This is a genomic window from Dactylosporangium sp. NPDC005555 (genome assembly GCF_040605635.1).
Classification (GTDB): Bacteria; Actinomycetota; Actinomycetes; order Mycobacteriales; family Micromonosporaceae; genus Dactylosporangium.
In genome coordinates, this window is record NZ_JBEXDG010000010.1 from 99728 (window position 1) to 114598 (window position 14871).

At 74.7% G+C, this 14871-nt stretch carries 12 protein-coding genes and 1 pseudogene; 6 read left to right on the top strand and 7 right to left on the bottom strand.

Translation table 11 applies throughout. From position 1 onward, the window contains the following. The first annotated feature begins 12 nt into the window (after positions 1 to 12). Together ABZS58_RS14085 and ABZS58_RS14090 are read left to right on the top strand one after the other, a co-directional pair. Positions 13 to 3141 (top strand): GH92 family glycosyl hydrolase, encoded by a 3129-nt coding sequence (locus ABZS58_RS14085; protein ID WP_354781207.1) that lies wholly within the window; start codon positions 13 to 15, stop codon positions 3139 to 3141. Positions 3142 to 3435: 294 nt separating this feature from the next. Beyond that, positions 3436 to 3669 carry a hypothetical protein gene (locus ABZS58_RS14090; RefSeq protein WP_354781481.1) on the top strand — a complete coding sequence of 78 codons (234 nt, stop codon included), beginning with the start codon at positions 3436 to 3438 and terminating at the stop codon, positions 3667 to 3669. A gap of 250 nt (positions 3670 to 3919) precedes the next feature. Here ABZS58_RS14090 and ABZS58_RS14095 read toward each other — a convergent pair whose 3' ends face one another. Beyond that, on the bottom strand, positions 3920 to 4480 hold the full coding sequence (locus ABZS58_RS14095) for a helix-turn-helix domain-containing protein (RefSeq protein WP_354781209.1): 561 nt from the start codon (positions 4478 to 4480) through the stop codon (positions 3920 to 3922). A 93-nt stretch (positions 4481 to 4573) separates the two neighbouring features. Here ABZS58_RS14095 and ABZS58_RS14100 point away from each other — a divergent pair, with 93 nt between their 5' ends. From ABZS58_RS14100 to ABZS58_RS14110, 3 genes and pseudogenes are all read left to right on the top strand, one after another. Then, positions 4574 to 5518, top strand: a complete 945-nt coding sequence (locus ABZS58_RS14100; RefSeq protein WP_354781211.1) for an NmrA/HSCARG family protein — start codon at positions 4574 to 4576, stop codon at positions 5516 to 5518. A gap of 276 nt (positions 5519 to 5794) precedes the next feature. After that, a pseudogene (locus ABZS58_RS14105) lies at positions 5795 to 6067 on the top strand (GAF domain-containing protein); the annotation flags it as partial. Beyond that, positions 5988 to 6434: an ATP-binding protein gene (locus tag ABZS58_RS14110; RefSeq protein ID WP_354781213.1), complete on the top strand. Its 447-nt coding sequence runs from the start codon at positions 5988 to 5990 to the stop codon at positions 6432 to 6434. The pseudogene ABZS58_RS14105 and the gene ABZS58_RS14110, both read left to right, overlap by 80 nt. Here ABZS58_RS14110 and ABZS58_RS14115 read toward each other — a convergent pair. The 5 genes from ABZS58_RS14115 to ABZS58_RS14135 form a co-directional block, all read right to left on the bottom strand. Next, entirely contained in the window at positions 6426 to 6689 is a 264-nt protein-coding gene (locus tag ABZS58_RS14115; protein WP_354781215.1) for a hypothetical protein, read from the bottom strand. The genes ABZS58_RS14110 and ABZS58_RS14115 overlap by 9 nt on opposite strands. A gap of 35 nt (positions 6690 to 6724) precedes the next feature. Next, entirely contained in the window at positions 6725 to 7420 is a 696-nt protein-coding gene (locus ABZS58_RS14120) for a response regulator transcription factor (protein WP_354781217.1), read from the bottom strand. Beyond that, on the bottom strand, positions 7417 to 9915 hold the full coding sequence (locus ABZS58_RS14125) for an ATP-binding protein (RefSeq protein ID WP_354781219.1): 2499 nt from the start codon (positions 9913 to 9915) through the stop codon (positions 7417 to 7419). The genes ABZS58_RS14120 and ABZS58_RS14125 overlap by 4 nt, the downstream gene beginning before the upstream one ends. Before the next feature lie 9 nt (positions 9916 to 9924). Next, positions 9925 to 10452 carry a hypothetical protein gene (locus ABZS58_RS14130; RefSeq protein ID WP_354781221.1) on the bottom strand — a complete coding sequence of 176 codons (528 nt, stop codon included), beginning with the start codon at positions 10450 to 10452 and terminating at the stop codon, positions 9925 to 9927. Between the two features lie 65 nt (positions 10453 to 10517). Then, positions 10518 to 10991 (bottom strand): MarR family transcriptional regulator, encoded by a 474-nt coding sequence (locus ABZS58_RS14135; RefSeq protein WP_354781223.1) that lies wholly within the window; start codon positions 10989 to 10991, stop codon positions 10518 to 10520. Positions 10992 to 11072: 81 nt separating this feature from the next. Between ABZS58_RS14135 and ABZS58_RS14140 the strand changes: the two genes are divergently transcribed. After that, positions 11073 to 11507 (top strand): redoxin domain-containing protein, encoded by a 435-nt coding sequence (locus ABZS58_RS14140; RefSeq protein WP_354781225.1) that lies wholly within the window; start codon positions 11073 to 11075, stop codon positions 11505 to 11507. Positions 11508 to 11553: 46 nt separating this feature from the next. Here the strand turns inward: ABZS58_RS14140 and ABZS58_RS14145 are convergent, their stop codons facing one another. Beyond that, a complete protein-coding gene (locus ABZS58_RS14145; RefSeq protein WP_354781227.1) occupies positions 11554 to 14868 on the bottom strand; it encodes a BTAD domain-containing putative transcriptional regulator in 3315 nt (1104 codons plus the stop codon). Positions 14869 to 14871 lie beyond the last annotated feature (3 nt).

Consider the following 14871-nt stretch of genomic DNA (forward strand, 5'->3'; position numbering starts at 1 on the left):
GGGAGACCACCCATGTCCCGATCACGCACGGTCCGACTGCTCGCCGGTGCGGGCGCAGCCCTGCTGGGCAGCGCCTTCGTCGCGCTGGCGCAGGCAACACCGGCACAGGCCGCCGACCTCAACCTGACCCAATACGTCAACCCGATGATCGGCACCGACGACAGCAACTCCCCCAACCCTGTCGGCGGCGGCGCCGGCGGCAGCACGTTCCCCGGGGCCACCGTGCCCTTCGGCATGACCCAGTTCAGCCCCGACACCCCGACCGCGTCGCCGTCCGGGTACCGCGACCGGGACCGCACCATCGAGGAGTTCAGCCTCACCCACTTCAACGGGGCAGGCTGCGCCAACAACGAGGACCTCGGCCTGCTGCCGGTCACCGGCGCGCTCGGCTCCTCGCCCGGCACCGCGTGGACCAGCTACGCCTCCGCGTACACGAAGACCAACGAGGCGGCGTCCGCCGGCTACTACAAGAACCGGCTCGACAAGTACGGCGTCGACGCCGAACTGTCCGCCACCACCCGCACCGGCGCGCTGCGCCTCACCTACCCCAGCACGACCACCGCGCGGCTGCTCATCAACACCAGCCGCTCCGCCACCGGCAACCGCAGCGGCTCGGTCACCATCTCCGGCAGCAACGTCACCGGCAGCGTCACCGCCGGCGGGTTCTGCGGCTCGTCCAAGACCTACCAGATCTACTACTCGATCCGCTTCGACCGGGCGCCGTCGTCCGTCGGCACCTGGAACGGCGGCACGATCAGCAACGGATCCACCAGTACCAGCGGCGTCAACACCGGCGCGGTCATCACCTGGGACACCAGCAGCAACCGGACCGTGAACGCCACCGTCGCGCTGTCGTTCGTGAGCGCCGCCAACGCCACCGCCAACCTCAACGCCGAGACGGGCGCGTTCGACACCGTCCGGGCCAACGCCGACGCCGCCTGGAACACCGCCCTCAACCGGGTCCAGGCCACCGGCGGCAGCGCCACCGAGCTGCAGAAGTTCTACACCGCGCTCTACCACGTGATGGTCAACCCGAACATCGCCAGCGACGTCAACGGCCAGTACCGCGGCTTCGACAACGCCGTGCACACCGCGGCCCATCCCGTCTACCAGAACTACTCCGGGTGGGACATCTACCGGTCGTGGGCGGCGCTGATCGCGTTCATCGCCCCGGACGTCGCCAGCGACATCATGAAGTCGATGGTCCTGGACGGCCAGCAGGGCGGCCTGCTGCCCAAGTGGTCGCAGCAGATCAACGAGGACTTCGTCATGACCGGCGACCCCGGGCCGATCATCGTGTCCAGCGCCTACGCGTTCGGCGCCCGCAGCTTCGACACCGCCGCCGCGCTGCAGCTGATGAAGAACGCCATCGCCGGCGGCGCCATGCAGGGCTCCCCGATCCGCGGCCGGCAGTCGGAGTACGCGTCGAAGACGTACATCCCCGGCGCGCCCTCGGACTCCATGGAGTACTCGGCGTCGGACTTCGCCGTCGCCAGGTTCGCCCAGTCGCTCGGTGACACCGCCACCTACAACTCGGCGATGACCCGCGCCCAGTACTGGCGCAACACCTTCAACACCGAGTCCGGCTACATCCACCCGCGCAACAGCGACGGCTCCTGGCCGTGGCCGCTCAACCCCGCGCAGGAGAGCCCCTTCACCGAGGGCAACGCCGCCCAGTACACCTGGATGGTCCCCTACAACCTCGGCGGCGTCATCAACCTGATGGGCGGCCCCACCACCGCCGTGCAGCGCCTCGACCACCACTTCACCGAGCTCAACGGTGGCCTGTCCCGGCCGTACTTCTACATCGGCAACGAACCCGAGCACAACGTGCCGTGGGCGTACAACTTCGCGCAGCGGCCCGGGAAAACGGCGAGTGCGGTCCGGCGGGTCATGACCGAGTCGTTCACCACCGGCGCCGGCGGCCTGCCCGGCAACGACGACCTCGGCGCCACGTCCGCCTGGTACGTCTGGTCGGCGATGGGCATGTACCCCGTCACCCCCGGTGCGGACACCCTCGCCATCCACGGCCCGACGTTCCCGTCGGTGCTCGTCCAGCGCGCCGCCGGCAACATCCAGATCAACGGCGGCAGCTCCACCAACGCGTACGTGCAGAGCCTCACCCGCAACGGCGCCGCCGTGACGAACAACTACCTGCGCTACCCGGACCTCGCCGCCGGCGGCACCCTGCAGTACACGATGGGCTCCGGCGAGTCGTCGTGGGGCACCGGCGCCGGCAACGTCCCGCCCTCCTTCACCGACGGCGCGACCCAGCCGCCGACCCCGGCGTCGCTGGGGACCAACCTGGCGCTGAGCAAGACCGCCACCGGCTCCGCCGCCTGCGGCACCACCGAGACCGCCGCCAAGGCCGTCGACGGCAGCCTCGCCAACAACAGCAAGTTCTGCACCAGCGCCGCTCCGCGCTTCCTGCAGGTCGACCTCGGCTCCAGCCAGACCGTCAGCACCTTCGTGCTCAAGCACGCGGGCCTCGGCGGCGAGTCGACCGGCTGGAACACGGGCGCCTTCACCATCTCCACGTCCACCGACGGCACCACCTGGACCCAGGTCGTCTCCGTCACCGGCAACCGCTCCAGCCGCACCCAGCACTCGATCACGGCCCGCACCGCCCGCTATGTGAAGGTCGACATCGGTACACCCGCCAACGACGGCAACGCGGCCGCCCGCATCTACGAGTTCGAGGTCTACGGCAGCGGCACCCCGTCCGGCAACCTCGCCCTGGGCCGCCCGGCCACCGCCGACTCCTCCTGCGGCACGACCGAAGGCCCCGACAAGGCGGTCAACGGCAGCGTCTCCGGCGGCAACTCCGACAAGTGGTGCTCGCTGGGCACGAACAAGTTCCTCCAGGTCGACCTCGGCAGCACCGTCCACATCGGATCCCTCGTCGTCCGGCACGCCGGCGCCGGCGGTGAGGACGCGGCCTGGAACACCCGCGACTACGACCTGCAGACCTCCACCGACGGCACGAACTGGACAACCGCCGCCCAGGTCCGCGCCAACACCGCCGACGTCACCACGACGGCGACGAACGTCAACGCCCGCTACATCCGCCTGAACGTCATCACCCCGACCCAGAACACCAACACGGCCGCGCGCGTCTACGAGTTCGAGGCCTACAGCTGAACCCCACCGCGGACCCGAGTCCAGCTTCGCTGTCCTCAGTCCAATATGGACTCGGGTCCGCGGTGGCCGACCTCCGTCGCTCCCGCCAGCCGCCGGTCAGGCCGTGGACGGCCTTCCCTCTCCCGCCGCCGGCAGTCGCCCAGCCACGACCTTCGGTCGTGAACAACCACGACACCCGCGACGGCAACCGACGGTCCCGCGCCGCCGCGGTGACCGGAACTGCCCGGACCTGACGACGTCTTCACCTCGCTGCCCCGGTCCGGGACGGTCCGCGCCGCGCGGCCCCTGGCCGAGATCGGTGATGCCCGCGGCCGGTTCCCGACCGCTGCTGCCCCGGCGGGCCTGGCCGGTGTCACCCCGTCACCCCGTCAGCCCGGGCAGACGCGGGTCGTCGTGCTCCGGTGGGCAGTGGACGGCGGTGGACAAGGAACTCCGCGGCGCGGTCTGCGACTTCGCCGCCGACTCCCGCCGCGCCAACCCCGGGCACAGCGCCTCTACGCCCAGGCCAGAGCCACTCACACGCCGTGAGGATCCTCTCCCGGCAGTGGCCGTGGGCCGCGCCCGTCCCGGTCGCGACGAGCACGCGGCCGTGGACGGCCGCGACACGACCTTGCGGTCGTGACCGTCCGGGGCCGGGCGGGGGAGTCAGTTGACCTTGGAGACTTTGTCTCGTCAGGGTGAGACAAAGTCTCCAAGGTCAACTCTGCCGTGGCGGGCACCGGCGCGGGACGGCCGACATGCACCCACACCACATTTTCTCCCCCACGTCCGGGTCCGCTCAGCGGGTGGCGAGGCCCTGCATGGCGATGGACAGGAGCTGGCGGATCATCGCCACCGGGTCCGCTGACTGCTCCCCCGCCCACGCCAGTCCCGCCGCGAGGGCCAGCAGCTGCGCGGCCGTCACGTCGCCGCGGACCTCGCCCGCGGCCTGGGCGCGGTCCAGCAGCCGGCCGCCCGCGGCGCGCATGGCGGCGCACGAAGCGTGCAGCTGCGAGCGGTCGTCGCGCAGCGCCGTCATCACCGACTCGGGCAGGCCGCGGTAGGTCACCGAGCCCGCGGCGAGCTCGCTGAGCCAGGTCAGCAGCGCCTCACCCGGGGCCGGGGCCTGCGACAGCTCGTCGGCGCGGTCGCGCAGCGCGTCGAACCGGCTGCGCAGCAACGCCTCCAGCAGCGCCTCGCGGGTCGGGAAGTGCCGGTACAGCGTGCCGATGCCCACCCCCGCCTGCCGGGCGATGTCGCGCAGCGACGCGTCGGTGCCGTGCTCCGCGAACGCCTCCCGGGCGGCGGCCAGCAGCAGGTCATGGTTGCGCCGCGCGTCGACGCGGGCGGTGCCGGGCATGGCGGTCCCCTTTCCACGGTTGACAGAGCGGAGCACCGCTCCGTATTTTCGGAGCAGTGCTCCGGAAGGAGCCAACCTTACCAAGGGGGAACCATGCCCGAAAACATCGTCGTCGTCACCGGCGCCACCGGCCAGCAGGGCGGCGCCACCGCCCGACACCTGCTCGCCGCCGGCCGGTGGCACGTGCGGGCCCTCGTCCGTGACCAGGACAGCCCCGCCGCCCGCGACCTGGCCGCCGCCGGCCGGTGGCACGTGCGGGCCCTCGTCCGTGACCAGGACAGCCCCGCCGCCCGCGACCTGGCCGCCGCCGGCGCGGAGCTCGTCACCGGCGACATGGGCGACCGGGCGTCGCTCGACGCCGCCTTCGCCGGAGCCCACGGCGTCTTCAGCGTCCAGCCCGCGTACGACGCGCCGCACCTCGACAGCGACGAGGTGCGCCTCGGCGTGACCGTCGCCGACGCCGCGCACGCCGCCGGGGTCCGGCACCTCGTCTACACCTCCGTCGGCGGCGCCGACCGCGGCACCGGCATCTCGCACTGGACCACCAAATGGGAGATCGAGCAGCACATCAGGGCGCTCGGCCTGCCCGCCACGATCCTGCGGCCGGTCATGTTCATGGAGAACCACGCCTCGGCCCGCTACGGCGTGACCGGCCCGGCGGCACTGATCCGGATGATCGCACCGGGCTCGCGGGTCCAGCTGATCGCCGTCGACGACATCGGCGCCTTCGCCGCACTCGCGTTCGCCGACCCCGCCTCGTACACCGGGACCGCCCTCGAACTCGCCGGCGACGAGCTCACCAGGGAGGACCTCGTCGCCGCGATCGTCCGGGCCACCGGCCTGGACCTGGACGTCTCCCCCGTGTCGCGGGAGGCGCTCGCCGCGCAGGGCGTCAACGTCGGCAACGTCCGCCGCGGCGGCTCCTTCGGTGGGTGGCAGGCCGACATCCCAGCGCTGCGGCGCCTGCATCCGGGCCTCATGACCTTCGACGCCTGGCTGGCCCGCGGTGGCGCCGCGCGCTTCGGCGCGCTGTTGTGACGGGTGGTGCGCAGCACCACATCCGCTAGGCCGTCCTAGGATACTAGTCCACGACGCTGAGGTGCGAAAACGACCCGCTTGGGTCCGGCGCGGTGCGAAGATCGGCGCAGGGGTCGAGCGCGAGGGAGCATCGTCGTGACGAAGCCGCTGACCGCGGACGACGAGCCGCAGCGCCTCATCGCGCTCAACGAGACCGGGATTCTCGACACGCTGGCGGAGACCGACTTCGACGACATCGCCGCGCTCGCGGCCGACATCTGTGACGCGCCGATCGCGATGGTGTCGATGGTGGACGCCGATCGGCAGTGGTTCAAGGCGCGGGTCGGGTGGGAGCTCGAGGAGAGCGCGCGCGAGGACTCGTTCTGCACCCATGTCGTGCGGGACCGGCAGCTGCTGGAGATCGACGACACCGTGGCCGACCCGAGGTTCGCGGACAGCCCGGCCATCGCCGGGCACGGCGTGCGGTTCTATGCCGGCGCGCCGATGCTGCTGCAGGACGGGCACGCGGCCGGCACGGTCTGCGTCATGGACCGCCGGCCGCGGCACCTCACGCTGCAGCAGCGCCGCGCACTGCGGTCCCTCGCCCGGCACGCCGCCGCGCACCTGGAGCTACGGCGGTACGCCCGCACCGCCGGCAACACCGCACATCACCGTCACCACGACCGCCGATCCGCGGCCGGCGCTGTCGATCGTCGACACCGGCGTCGGCGTGCCCGCGGAGGATCTGCCGCACGTCTTCGACCGGTTCCACCGCAGCAGCACCGCCGACCACCTCGCCTCGCAGGGCGCCGGCCTCGGCCTGACGATCGTCAAGGCGATCATCGAGGCGCATCACGGCGACATCACCGTCACCAGCACCCAGGGGCAGGGCACCGCCGTCCGCCTGACCCTGCCGTGTCCCGGGGGCTCACCGTGACGCGCCGTCCGCCGGTGCACGGCGAAGCCGCCGCGCCACCGCCCGGACGGCGATGACCACGCCGAGACCCGCCGCGACGGCGAGCTTGAACACGCCCTTGCTCCACAGCAGGCCCTTCACGCCCGCCCACACCAGCAGCGGCCACGGCCGTTCGTCGTGCTGCCAGTACAGCATGGCCGCCAGCACCAGCACCGTCACCGCCGCCGCGCCCCCGATCACGAGCACCGCGCCCGCGTGCCGCCAGTTCGTTCGCATACATCCGAAGCTATGGCCGCGGCGCGCCGCGTTCGTCAGGCCGGGGGCGGATTCCCGGCACCACCCTGGGTTGTAGACGGGCCCGGGCGGGCCAGTCCCGCGTCGTAGGCGAAGATCGTCGCCTGGACCCGGTCGCGCAGGTCGAGCTTGGCGAGGATCGCGTTCATGTGCGCCTTCACCGTCGCGGGCCGCACGCCGAGCTCGGCGCCGATCTCCGCGTTCGACAGGCCCCTCGCCACCCGCCGCAGGATCTCGACCTCGCGGGCGGTGAGCGCGGCGAGACCGGCCGCGACCGCCGGGTCGGCCGCCGGCGCCCGGACGAACGCGTCGATGAGCTGCCGCGTCAGCGTCGGGTCGATGAGCGAGTCACCGGCCGCGACGACCCGGACCGCGTCGACGACCCGCTGCGGGTCGGCGTCCTTGAGCAGGAACCCGGACGCCCCGGCGCGCAGCGCCGCGTACACGTACTCGTCGAGGCCGAACGTCGTGAGCACCAGTACCCGCGACGGATCCGCACCGGCGGTGAGCCGCTGCGTCGCGGCCAGCCCGTCCATGCCGGGCATGCGGATGTCCATGAGCACCACGTCGGGCCGCTCCCGGTGCGCGACGGCGACCGCCTCGGCCCCATCGGCGGCGACCGCGACCACGCACAGGTCGGGCTCGGCGTCCACGACGGCGGCGATCCCGGCCCGCACCATCGGCTGGTCGTCGACCACCAGCACCCTGATCACCGCGGCACCCCCTGCACGTCCGGCTCGGTGGTGGGCAGGTTCGCTTCGAGGCGCCAGCCCGGGTCCGGGATCCGCGCCGGGGTGAGGGAGCCGCCGACCGCGTCGACGCGTTCGCGCAGGGCGGCCAGGACCGGCCGCGGGACCGGACCGCCGAGCCCTTCCACGCGCAGCCGCAGCGCGCCCGGCCCGTGCTCGATCCGGACGCTCAGCGATGCCCCACCGACCGGCAGGACGGCCTCCACCAACCGGAACGCGCACAGCTCCACCTCCAGGGGGACCCCCGGCCCGGCGCCGTGCACCTCGAGGGTGACACCGGTCAGGTCGGCGAGCCCGGCCAGGGTCGGCTGCGCCGCGCGCGGGGCCGGACCGACCCGCAGCACGGTGAGCAGTTCCCGCATCGCGGTGAGCGCGGCCCTGCCGTGCCCGAGCGTCACCGCGATCTTCCCGGCGGCGGGTGTACGGTCATCGCCCGCCGATTCGAGCAGGGCCGAGGTGTGGCGCAGGACCTGGTCGCGCAGGCCGTCGGCGATGCGGGCCCGTTCCTCGCGGGCGGCGCGGACGGCCCGGTCGGCGACGTCGCGCAGCGCGGCCCGGTCGCGCCGGTCCGTGCGGGCGTGGTGCCGGGCGACGAGCAGCCCCGCCATCCACCACGGCACGGTGAGCAGGCTCAGCGCGGCGCCGCTCAGCCCGGTGACGAACACGGCGCCCGTCGGCCACAGCTGCGGCGGCCCACCACCGGCGATGAGGTCGGCGGGCCGCACGAACCTGACGACCAGCACGACGGCGCCCACGACGCCCGCGATGACCGCGGCGAGCCAGCTGAGTGCGGGGTGGCGGGTCTCGTACCGGCCGACCGCGTAGACGGCGCCGACGATCCCGGCCAGGGCGAGGGGCAGCACGCTCCCGGAGCCGGTCGCGCCGGGCACCAGCCGTGCCACGATGCCGCCGGTGAGCGCGACGGCCAGCATCACCGCGAGCACCACGACCGGCGCCCGCCGCCGCCACCACAACGCTCCACAGTAGACAGTCAGGAACAGCGCCGTCATGCCGGCGTCGCCTGCGCCCGCGAACAGCGGCCCGGCGTCCTCCTCGGCCCGCGCGACCGCCGCGACGAACACGGGCAGCCCGGCCACGACGAGCATCAGCAGCCCGTCGAGCACCCGCCCTCCCGGCTGCCGCACCGCCGCGACCGTTGCCGGCACGGGAGTGACGGGTCCGTCCGTGCCGGGGCCGCGGACACCGTTCGTGGTGGGCAGGACCGCGTGCACGGACCAGCCGCCGGACGCCCCGGGCCCGGCCGTGACGGTGCCGCCGAGGCGGGCGGCCCGGGCCCGCATCCCGGGGATGCCGGCGCCCGACCCCAGGTCGAAGCCGCTCGCACCGCCGGCACCGTCGTCGTCGACCGTCACGGTCACCGCGCCGGCGGTGCCGGCGACGCTGACGGAGACCTGCGCGCCCGGGGCGTACCGCAGCGCGTTCGTCAGCGCTTCCCGCACGATCTGGTGCACCGTCCCGCCGACGTCCGGGGCCAGGTCCGGGTCCAGGTCCGGGGCGAGGTCCGGGGCGGCGTCCGGGTCGAGGTCCACGCGCAGGCGCGGGCGCAGGCCGAGGCGGGCGTAGCCGGCGACCAGGTCCGGCAGGCCGGCGAGGCCCGCCGGGGGCGTCGGGTCGTCGCGGCCGGCGAGGGCGACCAGGTGGTGCAGGGACCGCGACGCGGCGCGCCCGGAGGTGCGGGCCACGTCGAGGGCCTGGGCGGTGCTCGCCGGGTCGCGGAGCCGTTGCGCGGCGGCGAGCTGGACGACCACGGCGGTGAGGTGGTGCGCGGACACGTCGTGCAGCTCCCGGCTGAGCCGCTCGCGCTCGTGGGCGGCGGCGGCGCGTTCGTGCTCGGCCGCGGCGGCGACGTGGACGCGGATCGCTTCGCTGCGGGCGCTCCGGCGGCGGCGGGACCGGCCGAAGACGACGACGGCGGCGTACGCGACCGCGGCGAGCACGGCGTCGGCGGCGGCGGTCATCACGTCCACCCCGCCGAACACGTCGCCGAGCGGTCCGGTGAGCGTGTCCCAGCCGATGAACGCGTCCCGACCGGTCGCCGGGCCGGGACGGAAGAGCACGTCGGCGACGAGCGTGGACACGACGGTGCCGGCGGCGGCGCAGGCGACGCTGACCCGCAGGGTGCGGCGGGCGGCGAGCGCATACAGGGCGAACAGGTCCCCGAACGGCACGACCAGGGCCTGGTCCTGCAGCCCGAGCGGCGACGCGCAGCTCACCGCGGCCAGGGTCGCCGCCCACGCCGCGACGGGCGCGACCGACCGCAGGCTCAGCGCCACGGCGACGACGGCGGTGAGCGCCGTGAGCCGCCAGACCTGGCCGGCGTCGACGGTCATGCCGAACGCGAAGGGGCCGAGCGGCCACACGAGCAGCTGCACGGCGGCGAGGGCGAGGGGCAGCCGGACCTCCCTGGCCCACCGGATCCGCCCGCCCTCCCCGTCCATGGCGTGAGGCTATCGCCCGTGGGCGGCCCCCCGGTCATCCCCGGGGCGGAGGCCGTCTCCGCCCTGGGTTGGTGTCAGGTCACCGACGGCGTCGGCGTAGTACGTGCTGCCGAGGCGGAACGCGACCTGCCGCAGCGTCCACGCGTCGCCCTCGGCCCGGTCGAGCCGCTCGTCGTTCAGGGCGCGCAGGCGCAGCGCCCAGATCCCGGCCAGCCGGGCGAGCCGGGCGGCGGCCTCGTCGGCGTCCTCGGCGGTGAACGCGGCCAGGTCACCGGGCGTCGTCACCGCGGACGCGTGCCAGTGGTCGGGCGGCGGCGTCGCACCGGCGAGGCGGGCCTCGAGCTCGGCGAGGTGGTCGACGAGGTGGTCCCCGATGCGGCGGACCGCCTTGTGCGGCGTGTACACCCGGTCGCCGGCGGGGATCGGCCGGCCGTCCCACGCGGGCCAGGTCCGCGCCAGCGCGATCGCGTGCGCCACGGCGTGCTCGATGACGTCGGCGGGGTCGCGGCCGTCGGTGACAGGGATGTCGTCGCTCATGCGGCCGAGGCTAGGCCCGCAACAGTTCGGCCCGCACCGAACGCGGGCCGCGACGGCGGCGGCGGTCAGGCGAAGCGGATGTGGACCGGGCTGGTGGTGGCCGTCTCGGGGGCGAAGGCGAACGCGGCGAGCGCCGTGCGCACGACGCCGAGGGTGTCGGCGCCGACGAGGTCGACCCAGGCCTGCTCGACGGCGACCCCGGCGGTGCGCATCGCGTCGACGGCGCGCCGGCCCTCGGCGGTGAGCTGCAGGTGGCGCACCCGGCCGTCGGCGACGGCCGCCTGGCGCTCGAGGAGGCCCCCGGCGTGCAGGGTGGCGCAGATCTTGCTGATCGCCTGGGTGGTCATGCCGAGGCGGTCCGCGAGCTGGGTGACGGTGTCGAGACCGTCACCGATGAACAGCATGGTGAGCGACTGCGACGGGGTCAGGTGGCCGTATCCCACGGTGGACAGCTCGCCGAGCAGGTTGCGCACGATGCGCTCGCAGCAGGCGGCCAGCAGCATGCCCAGATCCTGCTCGGCACGGTCGACCGGACTCATGCCAGAAACCTTACCGGCCCTTGACTCGGTAACCCAGATGCGTATCTAATTTACGTAACTCAGTTACCCATAGGAGGAGTCATGCAGGTCAAGACCGATCGTGTCGCATTCACCGACGGCACTGGCGCCCAGGTCACGGTGGCCGATCTCCGCGGCGGCACGCGGGGCGTCGCGCTGTATTTCATCCGGGCGGCGAGCTGCGCCATCTGCGTCCGGCACGTCAAGGACCTCGCCGGGCTGCGGCTCGACGACCGCGACGTGACCCCGGTCGTCGTCGTCCCCGGCGGCGAGGCGCAGGCCGCCCGGGTCCGCCGGGTCGCCGGCCCGGTCCGCGTGGTGTCGTCGGCCGGCGCCGAGGCCCACCACACCGTCGGGCTCCCCCGCGCGATGCTGGTCCAGCAGAGCGGCACGCTGCTCGTCGACGCCAAGGGCGACGTCCGCTACCGCCTCGCCGCCACCCTCCCCACGGGCGGCTTCGACGCGGCTGCCCTGACGGCCGCCGTCGCCGCCCTGTGATCCACACCGAAGCGCTGCCCGCGCCCGCGCCCGCACCGGCGGACGGTCAGCGCCGGGCCTGCAGGAGCGCGGCGGCGCGGGCGGCGTCGGCGGGCATGCCGAGGCGGGTGGCGGCGCGGGCGGCGGCGGTCCAGGCGCGGGCGGCGGCGCGGGCGCGGCCCCGAAGCGCGAGGTGGCGGCCGAGCACGATGCCGTAGCGGGGGCGGGCCATCGGGTAGATGCGGGCGTACCTGCGCAACCGTCGCACCGCGGCGGCCTCGACGGCACGAACCTCGTCCACGGCGACCGAAGCCGCGGCAACCGAAGCCCCGCCGACCGAAGCCGCAGCAACCGAAGCCCCACCGACCGAAGCCGCAGCAACCGAAGCCCCACCGACCGAAGCCCCGGCAACCGCAGCCCCATCGGCAGAAGCCGCGCCGGCAGCACCGGTCTCGAGCAGGGTCTGGCAGACCTCGGCGATGCCGGACAGGGCCTCGAGGCCGTACTGCACCGGGGCTGGGCGCGGGCCGATCAGCCGGTCGGCGGTGCGGGCCGCCTGCCACGCCGAAGCCGGGCGGCCGGCGGCGAGGTGCATCCGGGCGTGCGCGGTGTGCAGGCGCGCCGCGTCGATCCGGGACGCGGCGGGCAGCAGCGGGAGCGCCTCCGCGACCCATCCGGGCAGCGCCGGGTCCACAGGGTCCACAGGGTCCACGGGGTCCGCGGACAGCGTCGCCTCCAGCAGTACCAGCAGACCCCACAGCTGCACGACGGGGTCCTGACGGTCCCGGCCCGCCGCCGTGCCCGCCGCGGCCGACGCGAGGGCCTCGGCGCGGCGGCCGGTAAGGTGCTGGGCGACGCCGGCGATGAGCCTGACCTCGTCGGCCCACCGGTGCAGCGGCACGGCCGGGCGCCGGGTGAGGACCCGCGCGGCGGCGGCGTCGACGGCGGCCCAGTCGGCGACGCCGGTCCAGTGCAGCCCGCCGACGATGCCGACCCAGCAGGCGGTGAGCGGGTCGCTGGTGCGGCCGGCCGCGGCGACAGCGGCGGCGAGGTGCCGGCGGGCGAGCCGGTGCAGCCCGGCGCTGCCCGCGATCATGCCGAGCCCGGCGCGGGTCCGGGCGGTGAGGTCGGGGTCGCCGTCGCGTTCGACGTCGTTGACCGCGCGCAGCGCGACCGGCAGCATCCGCCGGTGCTGGTCGAGGACCCAGTACACCTCGTTGATCGCGAAACAGCTGGCGGCGCGCTCCCGGAACAGCTCGCGACGTGCCCGCGCGGCCAGGCCGCCGAACGGGCGCCGGGCGAGCTCAACGGCGACCATCCAGGCCCAGCCGGCGCCGGAGCGGGGGACCGGGCTGCCGAGGACGGCAAGGGCCTGCTCCAGCTCCCGGCGGGCGGCGACGGCGTCGCCGAGCTGCTGGTGCGCCTCGCCGAGCAGCCTGTGCCAGCGGGCCCGGCACAGGTCGGGCACGTCGGTCCGGCGCAGCGCAGCCCCCACGACGACCTGGAACTCCTTGAAGGCACCGGTCCGCCGGTGCAGCGTCCAGAGCCGCCGCAGGTGCGCGTCGAGCTCGGCGGGGGCGGCAGCGCCGATGAACCAGTCGGTGGCGGCCCGCAGGTTGGCAGCGTCCGGGGAGTCCAGGGCGGCGTGGTGGGTGGCGTGCCGGCGTCGGGTCTCCGCCTCCTCAGCGGGGTCTTCGGCGAGCCGTTCCGCCAGGTACTGCCGCAGCAGCTCGTGCATCGTGTACCGCCCGTCCGGCGTGGCGGTGATCAGTGACTGGTCGACGAGCCCGGCCAGCAGCGGCAGCCCGGCGCCGGCCACGGCGGAGGCGGCGGCGAGGTCGAAGCGGTGCTGCACGGACAGGCGACGCAGGGCGCGGCGTTCCTCGTCGGTCAGCAGCCGTACGGACGCGTCGAGCACCGACCGGATGCTGCGGTGCCGCGGCGCCACGTCAGGCGCGGTCGTGGACAGCAGCTCGAGGCCGTGCTCGAGCCGGTCGGCGATGGCGCCGGGCGCGGCGGCGCGGACCCACCTGGCGGCGAGCTCGATCGCGAGGGGCAGCCCGCCGACGAGGCGGCAGATCCGCGCGGCCCCGTCGACGTCGGCCTCGACCCCGGGCCGCAGCGGCCTGGCCCGTTCCTGGAACAGCCGCACCGCCGCGTAGCCGTCACCGGGTGCGCCCTGCGGTGGGTACGGCAGCCCGGGCACCTCGACGAGCCACTCGACGCCCAGTCCGAGCGGCCGGCGCGAGGTGGCGAGCAGCTGCAGTCCGGGCACGCGCCGTAGCAGCCCCGCCAGCGGCGCCGCGGCGCCCGGCAGGTGCTCCAGGTTGTCCAGCACGACGAGGACCCGGCGGTCGGCGAGGTGCGCGACGAGCAGGTCCAGGGGGTCGCGCGGCACGGTCAGCGGCACCCCGAACGCTCTCGCCAGGTCGGCGACGACGAGATCGGCGGCGTCGCCGGCGCCGTCGATGCCGGCGAACGACACGAACACGGCCCCGCCGGCCTCGAGGGCGAGGCGGGTCTTGCCGACGCCGCCGGGCCCGACGAGGGTGACGAGCCGGCACGCGGGGTCGCCGAGCAGCTCCCGCAGCCGGGCCAGCTCGCCCTCACGGCCGACGAGGGAGGTGAGCGGCCGCGGGCGGTCGTCGGCTGCCGGCTCGAACGCCGGCTCGGCCGCGGCCGCGATCTCGTCGCGCAGCGCGGTCGTCGCCGGTGACGGCGGGACGCCGAGGTCCTCGTCGAGGAGGTAGCGGCAGGTCTCGTACTGGGCGAGGGCCGCGCCGCGCTGCCCGCCGGCGGCGAGGAACCGCATGAGCACCCGGTGCGCCTCCTCGTGCAGCCGGTCGAGCTCAAGGATGCGCCTGGCGGCGTCGATCCCCGCCGCCGGGTCGCCGCGGTCGCGCCCCCACCTGGCGGCCCGATCCAGGACGATCAGCATGTCGGCGTGCAAGGCGGCCCGCCGCGCCGCGACCCAGTCGTCGAAGAGCGCGGCGCCCGGCACGTCGAAGCCGTGCAGGAACTGCCCGCCGCACAGCCGGACCGCGTCGGCGGCGGACAGGGCGGGATCCAGTACCGCGGCGGCGTCCACCCAGACCGGCGCGCCGTCGGCGAACGCGACGGTCCGTCTGGTCACAGCGAGGTGTCCGGGCACGACCCGGCGCAGCTTGGTCAGCGCGAGGCGCAGGTTGGCGCGGGCGGTCGCCTCGGGCAGGTCGCTCCACAGCAGCCCGGCGAGCGCCGAGCGGGTGTGCCCGGCGCCGGTCACCGCGAGGTAGATCAGCAGCGCCGCCGCCTTGGCCGAGGCGAGTCCGGTGAGGGGCTGCCCGTCGAGGGCGAGGTCGGCGCGGCCGAGAGTGTGGATCGTGAGCCGTTGATCCGTCATCGC

Coding starts and splice junctions, on each gene's coding strand:
- ABZS58_RS14095 (WP_354781209.1), bottom strand. CDS start 4,480: ATGCCCGGCACCGCCCGCGTCGACGCGCGGCGCAACCATGACCTGCTG.
- ABZS58_RS14085 (WP_354781207.1), top strand. CDS start 13: ATGTCCCGATCACGCACGGTCCGACTGCTCGCCGGTGCGGGCGCAGCC.
- ABZS58_RS14130 (WP_354781221.1), bottom strand. CDS start 10,452: ATGAGCGACGACATCCCTGTCACCGACGGCCGCGACCCCGCCGACGTC.
- ABZS58_RS14145 (WP_354781227.1), bottom strand. CDS start 14,868: ATGACGGATCAACGGCTCACGATCCACACTCTCGGCCGCGCCGACCTC.
- ABZS58_RS14140 (WP_354781225.1), top strand. CDS start 11,073: ATGCAGGTCAAGACCGATCGTGTCGCATTCACCGACGGCACTGGCGCC.
- ABZS58_RS14135 (WP_354781223.1), bottom strand. CDS start 10,991: ATGAGTCCGGTCGACCGTGCCGAGCAGGATCTGGGCATGCTGCTGGCC.
- ABZS58_RS14115 (WP_354781215.1), bottom strand. CDS start 6,689: ATGCGAACGAACTGGCGGCACGCGGGCGCGGTGCTCGTGATCGGGGGC.
- ABZS58_RS14100 (WP_354781211.1), top strand. CDS start 4,574: ATGCCCGAAAACATCGTCGTCGTCACCGGCGCCACCGGCCAGCAGGGC.
- ABZS58_RS14110 (WP_354781213.1), top strand. CDS start 5,988: ATGCCGGCGCGCCGATGCTGCTGCAGGACGGGCACGCGGCCGGCACGG.
- ABZS58_RS14125 (WP_354781219.1), bottom strand. CDS start 9,915: ATGGACGGGGAGGGCGGGCGGATCCGGTGGGCCAGGGAGGTCCGGCTG.